Origin of the sequence: uncultured Frigoribacterium sp., assembly GCF_963515265.1 — a bacterium.
Classification (GTDB): Bacteria; Actinomycetota; Actinomycetes; order Actinomycetales; family Microbacteriaceae; genus Frigoribacterium.
The window spans coordinates 1-6092 of sequence record NZ_CAUPYL010000153.1 but is presented as its reverse complement, the minus strand read 5'-3'; the positions used below and the strand labels follow the sequence as shown (position 1 = coordinate 6092).

The following is a 6092-nucleotide window of genomic DNA, read 5'->3' as shown; positions in this document are numbered from 1 at the left end:
GCCTGCCGCCGCCCGCCCCGCCGGCTCCGCCCCCGCCTCCGCCGCCTCCCGTGCCGCGCATGCCGCCGCCCGCGGCGACGGAGTCCATCCTGCTCATGGAGCGAGGCTACGCCCGCGGCGCGCCCCCCCACTCCTGGGGCAATCTGGCCGCCAGACGCGCAGACGGGAACATCGCTCATTTATGCTGGGAGCTCAGGGTTCCTGACCACGCCCTGACGCCGCATTCCCCTACCCGACGGGGAACTACCCGATGCGGCAGAGGTAGGACCCGTGCGCACCCTTGACGATGCATCACCCGACCCGACCGGGGTCGAGCTCCAGCCCGCCGACGCGCGGGCCTCGCTCGACGCCATCGAGCAGGCCTGGACGCAGATAGCCCCCCTGCAGGGAGCCCGTCTGCGCGAGGCCGTCCGCTCGGCCCCCGAGGCCGAGTGGAGCGGCCGGCCGCTCATCCTGCTCGCCCTCGCCGCCAGCTACCGCTCGGTCGGCTCGCGATCGCGCAGCGCGGCGCTCCCGTGGTTCCGCGGCGTGGCCAAGGCCATCGACGCCGACCCCGGGCTGCCCCTCGAGGTGCGGGCCGGCTACCACGTGCACCTCGGCGCCGCGCTGCGGACCCTCGGCAACCTCGTCGTCGCCCACGAGCACCTCGAGGTCGCGCGCACGATGATCGAGAGCGACCTCTCCGAGTCGATCACGGCACGCATCAGCCTCAGCGCCTCCTTCTCCCTGCAGCTCGGCCTCATCCGGCTGCACTACGGCGAGTACGACCAGGCCCAGTTCGCCCTGGGGCTCGCCTCGGGCCTCGGGGAGGAGCACCTCAGCATCGCCGAGCGCGTCGAGTGCCTCTCCGCCCTCGCCTACGTCGCCGTGCTGCTCGGCGAGTTCGCGCTCGCCGACGAGCACCTCGAGAACGCCGCAGAGCTCGCCGACGGCACCGACCTGCTCGCCAGCTCGTTCGGCGCCCTCGCCCAGATCGCGCGGCTGCACCTCGCCCTCGAGCGCGACGAGTCCCCCGGCGGGCACGACGACCTCGTCGCGCGCGTGCACCTGGCGGCGCGCGGCAGCGACTGGGAGGCGCTCGGCTGGTTCGCCGAGGCCAGCGTCCTGCTCGCCCAGGGCCGGTCGATCGAGGTGCTCGACCACCTCGGCCGCATCTCGCGCCTCGTGCAGGGCTTCACGGGCGCCGTCGTGCTCGGCCGGTCGGCCACGGCCCTCCGCGCCGAGACGATGCTCCAGCTCGGACAGGCGCAGGAGGCGCGGCGCCTGGCCCTGCCCCTCTCGCCCGGCGACCGCCACATCGAGTGCCCCGCCCGCGTGCTCGCCCTCATCCACCTCTCGACCGGCGAGCCGCAGGCGGCGCTCGACGACCTCGAGGCGTGCCTGGTGCTCGGCGACCTGCACTCGGAGCGGACCATCGGGCACGTGCACGCCGTCGCCGCGGCCGCCCACCTGGCCCAGGGCGACACCGCCCAGGCCGACATCGCCTTCGACCGTGCCCTGCTCGAGGCGGGCCGCTCGGGCGCAGGCTGGATCTTCGGCACCCTGCCGGAGCCCCTCCTCGACCACCTCGTGGCCCGCGCCGTGCAGCGCGACCAGCCGCAGGCCACCCTCGGGGTGCTCGCCCGCCTGCACTCGGCCGAGGGCCCCGACGTGGCGCCCCTCGCGGAGCCGCTGAGCGACCGCGAGCTCGTCATCGTGCGCCACCTGGCCACCGGCCAGACCCTCGGCCAGATCGGCAGCCAGCTGTTCATCTCGGTGAACACGGTCAAGAGCCACGTCCGGAGCATCTACCGCAAGCTGCAGGCGACGTCGCGCCGCGAGGCCATCGCCCGGGTGCGACAGCTGGGGCTGCACGTCGACGAGGACTGACCCGAGGCGGTAGCCTCTCGCGGTGCCCGACGACCTGACCCCTGCCTCCTCTGCCCCTGCCCCTGCCCCTGCCCTTGCTCCTGCTCGCCCGCGGCTCGGCGAGCAGCTGCTGCGTCGCAAGCCCCTCGAGGCGTTCGCGCGCGAGGCCGAGGCGTCCGACGCCCGGGGCCTCCGGCGCACCCTCGGGGTCTGGCACCTGACCGCCATCAGCATCGGAGCCACGCTCGGCACGGGCATCCTGGTGGTGCTGGGCACCGCCGTGCCCCTCGCCGGGCCCGCGGTGTTCCTCGCGTTCGTCCTCGCCGGCGTCGCCGCCCTGCTCTCGGCACTGTCGTACGCCGAGATGGCGGGCAGCGTGCCCGTCTCCGGCTCGAGCTACAGCTACGCCTACGCGACCCTCGGCGAGGGCGTCGCCTGGGTCTGCGGCTGGTGCCTCGTGCTCGAGTACGCCGTGTCGGTCGCGGCCGTCGCGGTGGGCGCCGGCCAGTACGTCGACGAGGCCCTGCGCGTCTTCGGCCTCTCGCTGCCCGACGTCGTCGCCGGCCCGCCCGCCGAGGGAGGCCTGCTGAACCTCCCCGCCGCCGCGCTCGTCCTGCTGGCCGCCCTCGTGCTCGTGCCCGGGGCCCGCGAGAGCGCCTGGGTCAACACCGTCCTGGTCGTGGTCAAGGTCGGCCTGCTCGTCTTCTTCGTCGCCGTCGCCTTCACGGCCTTCAGCGCAGGCAACTTCGAGCCCCTCGCGCCGATGGGGGCGGCCGGGGTCTCGGCCGCCGCCTCCCGCCTGTTCTTCTCGTACATCGGCTTCGACGCGGCGTCCACGGCCGGCGAGGAGGCGCGGGACGCGAAGCGAGACCTGCCGCGGGCGATCGTCGCCTCCATCGTCATCATCACGGTGCTGTACATCCTCGTCGCCGTGGCCGCGGTCGGAGCCCGCCCCTGGCAGGACTTCACCGACGGCGAGGCGACCCTCGTGACGATCGTCGCCGACATCACGGGCCAGCCCTGGGTGGCCTTCCTCTTCGCGGTGACCGCGGTCGCGGCCATCGCCTCCGTCGTCCTGACCGTGCTCTACGGGCAGACGCGCATCTTCCTGTCGATGGCCCGTGACGGGCTCGTGCCGTCCGTCCTGGGCCGGATCTCGCCGCGGACGCGCACGCCCGTCGCCGGCACCCTGATCGTCGGCGGCGCGGTCGCGGTCACCGCGGCGTTCATCCCCCTCGGGGCCCTCGCCGACGCGACGAGCATCGGCACGCTCTTCGCTTTCGCGCTCGTCAACCTGTCGGTCATCTGGCTGCGCCGCAACCGGCCCGAGCTCGAGCGCACGTTCCGCGTGCCGCTGTACCCGGTCGTCCCGGTGCTCGGCTTCGCGACGTGCGTGCTGCTCATGGTGACGCTCGGCGGGATCACCTGGGCCGCGTTCGCCGTGTGGATGGGCGTCGGGGTCGCGGTGTACGCGCTCTACGGCCGCCGCCACTCGGTCGTCGCCCGCGGCTGAGGCCCCCCCGCCGCTCGTCGGAGCGGCATGCGCCGAGTCGGCTGCAGCGGACTGCCCCCGGGAACGACGAAGGCGCCGCTCCCCGTGGGGAGCAGCGCCTCCGGTGCTCGTGAGAGCAGGCAGTGCTGTGCGACCGAGGTCGCGAGGGGCCGTGGGCCCCGCAGACTACTTGAGGGTGACGGTGGCGCCGGCAGCCTCGAGCTGAGCCTTGGCCTTCTCGGCCGTCTCCTTGTTCGCACCCTCGATGACGGTGTTGGGGGCACCGTCGACGACGGCCTTCGCCTCGCCGAGGCCGAGGCTCGTGAGCGCGCGGACCTCCTTGATGACCTGGATCTTCTTGTCGCCGGCAGCCTCGAGGACGACGTCGAAGCTGTCCTTCTCCTCGACCTCCTCGGCGGGGGCGGCGGGGCCGGCGGCACCGGCAGCGGCCACGGGGGCAGCAGCGGTGACCTCGAAGACCTCTTCGAACTTCTTCACGAAGTCGCTGAGCTCGATGAGCGTGAGCTCCTTGAAGGCCTCGATCAGTTCGTCCTGCGTGAGCTTCGCCATGGTGTTCTCCTTGTTGTGTTCTGTAAGTGGTGGTGGTTGCTGCGACAGCTGTTAGCTGTCGGCTTCCTGCTTCGCGCGCAGCGCCTCGACCGTGCGGACGGCCTGCGACAGCGGAGCGTTGAACAGGTAAGCAGCGCCGAACAGCGAGGCCTTGAAGGCGCCGGCCAGCTTGCCCAGCAGCACCTCCCGCGACTCGAGGTCGGCGAGCTTGGTGACCTCGGCTGCGGTCAGGGCGTTACCGTCGAAGTAACCGCCCTTCACGATCAGCGCGGGGTGTGCCTTGGCGAAGTCACGCATGCTCTTGGCGACGGCGACAGGGTCTCCGTGCACGAAGGCGATCGCAGACGGGCCGACGAGCTCGTCGTCGAACGAGCTGATGCCGGCGTTGTTCGCCGCGATCTTGCTGAGCGTGTTCTTCACCACGGCGTACGTCGCGTCTGCACTGATGGCGGTGCGGAGCTCCTTGAGCTCTGCCACAGTGAGACCGCGGTACTCGGTGAGCAGAACGGCGGTCGAGCTACGGAAGTTCTCCGTGAGCTCGGCGACCGATGCTTCCTTGTTCGCCATGGCTCTCCTAAAACGTGGGTGTGCCGGCAGCCCCCGGGCACTCGCTCACGTCTCGTCCGAGGACGGGGCATGGAAAAAGCTCCGGCGCTGGCGCACGGAGCTGGATCTCGCAGAAGCGAGGAACGACTTCACACACCTGCGCTGGTCGCTCTCTCTCGAGAACCTTCGGTCTCCGTCTGCGAGCAGACAGGGACAACCGGCGGTCTTGGGCTGGGTACACAGTAGACGCAGGAGGCGCGATGACGCAAGTCGCGCCTCCTGCGGTCGTTCGGTGGTCACCTCGCACCCCGGACCCCGCGGCCGCGCCTCGCACCCCGCACCCCGCGCCTCGCACCCCGGAGTGGACGATGCACTCCGTCGTTACGGGGTGCATCGTCCACTCCGGGGTGTTCGCCCGCGCCGGTCTGTCCGCGCGACCTGTGGACGAGCCGACGACCATGCACAGGAGGCGCGATGGACGCGCGCCTCGTCGGCCGCGGCCCCGACAGTGTGGGGATGCCCCTCCTCGACCTCGACCCGCTCACCGTCCCGCTCTCGTTCGCCGCCACGCACGGTGCGCAGTCGCACGAGGCCCGGGGCCTGCGCCGCGCCGTCGCGGCCGGCCAGGTCGTGCGGGTGCGCCGAGGCGTCTTCGTGGAGCAGTCGACCTGGGACGCGCTCGACGCCCGAGCTCGGCTCGTGCTGCGGACGCGGGCCGTCGTCCTCGGCTCGGCCTGCTGGGTCGCGTCCCACGGCAGCGCGGTCGCGCTCCACGACCTGCCCCGCGTCGAGCAGGCCGCCGACAGGGTGAGCGTCGTCGACGCCAGGCGTGCGTCGACCAGGACGTCGGCGACGCTGCGGATCAGACCCGGCCCGCTGCGAGACGAGGAGGTGGTGGTCCTGTCCGACGTCCGGGTCACCTCTCTCGAGCGCACGGCCCTCGACGTCGCCCTGACGGCGCCGTTCGCGGACGCGGTGATGTGCGTCGACGCGGCGCTCCGCAGGCTCGTGCTGCCTCGTGGTCACCGATCGGGTCTCGAGATCGACGAGCTGCTCGCCCGACGGCGCGCCCACCTCCTCGCCGAGATCGGCGACGGCACGGGCCCCGGCCGGGCCGCCGCCCGCCGCGCGATCGCGTTCGCGTCGCCGTGGGCCGAGAACGGCGGCGAGTCGCTCGCGCGCGTCGTCCTGCACGAGCTCGGGGTGCCGACACCCGACCTGCAGCGTGAGTTCACCCTGGCCTCGGGGACGGCACGGTGCGACTTCCTCGACCCGTCCCACCTCGCCGTGTTCGAGTTCGACGGCTTCGGCAAGTACGCGGACGAGGCCCTGCGGGGCGGCCGGTCCGTCGCCGAGGTGATGCGCGACGAGAAGCGTCGGGAGACGGAGCTCCTCGAACGGGACGACGTGCGCGTCGTGGTGCGGTTCGAGTACCGCGACCTGGTCGCGCCGCGTCGCCTCGCCGCCCTCCTGACGCGAGCGGGCATCCCCGTCGACCCACGCCGCGTGACGGCTGCGGCTCGCGCGGCGCGCCTCCGCTTCGCATCGTGACGCAGCGCCTCGCGCCCGGCACACCGCCCCCTGCACCCCGTAGTGGACGATGCACCTCGAAACGACGGGGTGCATCGTCCACTCC

5 protein-coding genes are annotated in these 6092 nt (G+C 72.7%); 3 read left to right on the top strand and 2 right to left on the bottom strand.

Annotation, left to right across the window (positions count from 1 at the left end; all coding sequences use genetic code 11):
• The first annotated feature begins 270 nt into the window (after positions 1-270).
• Complete coding sequence (locus RWM17_RS11170) at positions 271-1869, top strand: LuxR C-terminal-related transcriptional regulator (protein WP_314103698.1); 1599 nt, start codon at positions 271-273, stop codon at positions 1867-1869.
• 22 nt (positions 1870-1891) lie between these two features.
• Entirely contained in the window at positions 1892-3361 is a 1470-nt protein-coding gene (locus RWM17_RS11165) for an amino acid permease (protein WP_314103696.1), read from the top strand.
• A gap of 165 nt (positions 3362-3526) precedes the next feature.
• Here the strand turns inward: RWM17_RS11165 and rplL are convergent, their stop codons facing one another.
• Together rplL and rplJ are read right to left on the bottom strand one after the other, a co-directional pair.
• A complete protein-coding gene (rplL, locus tag RWM17_RS11160) occupies positions 3527-3910 on the bottom strand; it encodes a 50S ribosomal protein L7/L12 (protein ID WP_123546684.1) in 384 nt (127 codons plus the stop codon).
• Positions 3911-3961: 51 nt separating this feature from the next.
• Positions 3962-4477, bottom strand: coding sequence for a 50S ribosomal protein L10 (gene rplJ / locus RWM17_RS11155; protein ID WP_123546685.1), 516 nt, complete (start codon positions 4475-4477; stop codon positions 3962-3964).
• 495 nt (positions 4478-4972) lie between these two features.
• On the opposite strand from rplJ, the gene RWM17_RS11150 reads away from it, so the two are divergent.
• Positions 4973-6007, top strand: coding sequence for a hypothetical protein (locus RWM17_RS11150; protein WP_314103693.1), 1035 nt, complete (start codon positions 4973-4975; stop codon positions 6005-6007).
• Positions 6008-6092 lie beyond the last annotated feature (85 nt).